We start from the raw sequence: 1,157 nt of genomic DNA on the forward strand, positions 1-1,157 counted from the left end.
CGAGAGCATGCGGAACGCTTGTATCTCCGACGAAATGAAGCGGATCAACCGCGCTGGGGGTGAGAGAGGATGAAGCAACCGATCGCAGAAGAACTTCGCCGCTGGGCAAACTCGCTGGACGGCGAAGAAGACGGCCCCGATCATGCTCTGCTGACGCAAGCTTCCAGTTTGATCGATCGTCTCAGCGCAGACATTGCACTCAGCGGTCGCGTCGAGGAGACGTACCGCGACGACATCCGCATCCGCTCCGAGTGGATTCAGCACCTTGAAGAACAGAATCAATATCTGACAAACGTGATTCACGAGCAGGCGGAACGCGTGCGCAAACTGATGGAATCGGCAATGGAAAAGGACGCGGAGATCATGCGGTTGCGGGAAGCAGGCGAAAACGCCGCGCATGAGTTGCACAACCTGTACCGCCGCATCGAGGACGCCAAGCGGGAAGAACACCACGAGGACTGCCTCGAAATCCTGAACGAGATCGTGATTCCGTGGGAGGTTGAACCCGATGCAGACGGTTCGTGAGGCTGTACAAGCCCCTGTACACGCCGCGCCGCCCCTCATCGTCCGCGTAACACCCGCCGAAGACGAGCACCGCGCCGCGATGTTCATGAAGCGCATGCCGACCGCGACGGACACCCGCTACCTGGTTGCCGAACGGAACGGCGAGATCATCGCCGCCGCCAGCGTGGAGATCACCGACGGCATCGGCACCGTTCACTTCCGCTTCGTCGACGACGAGCACCGCGCACGCTGCGGATTCGAGCTGGTGGGGATGGTCAAGGCGCTCACGTGGGCGTGGGAGCTGAATGAAGCACGCTTCCCTGACAAGGAATTCGCCGACCTGTACCGCGAACGCGACATCCGCATGGTACGCGGCCTGTACCGACTGGAGTACGCCGGTGGTCAGCATCGCCCGGGCGCGCTTGAAGGGAGGTGAGGAGCGATGACCGAGAGATACCGAAAGTTGCTGGACGAGCACAACCGCACCGGCGCGCAAGTCGGAGACGAGTTGAACAACGAACTGGCGGAGCACAGAGTGAACCGCCGCGCACGAAAGGCGCAGTTAGGACGCTTTGACCCGCGCCGTGGAATCATCATCCGGGCAAACGAAAACAGGCCCGACGCTGGAACGTCGGGCCTGCAGATGGAGCTCT

Annotated in this window: 3 protein-coding genes; all 3 read left to right on the top strand. The window is 61.4% G+C overall.

The genetic code is table 11. The annotated features are described in order from the left end of the window. The first annotated feature begins 69 nt into the window (after window positions 1-69). Window positions 70-525, top strand: coding sequence for a hypothetical protein (locus EL26_RS23050; RefSeq protein ID WP_038094841.1), 456 nt, complete (start codon window positions 70-72; stop codon window positions 523-525). Next, on the top strand, window positions 509-940 hold the full coding sequence (locus tag EL26_RS23055) for a hypothetical protein (RefSeq protein ID WP_038094843.1): 432 nt from the start codon (window positions 509-511) through the stop codon (window positions 938-940). Before EL26_RS23050 ends, EL26_RS23055 begins: the two co-directional genes overlap by 17 nt. A gap of 6 nt (window positions 941-946) precedes the next feature. Then, the coding region (locus EL26_RS23060; RefSeq protein ID WP_038094845.1) for a hypothetical protein at window positions 947-1,157 on the top strand (211 nt) is incomplete at its 3' end.

It is taken from the genome of Tumebacillus flagellatus (assembly GCF_000714935.1).
GTDB classification, from domain to species: Bacteria; Bacillota; Bacilli; order Tumebacillales; family Tumebacillaceae; genus Tumebacillus; species Tumebacillus flagellatus.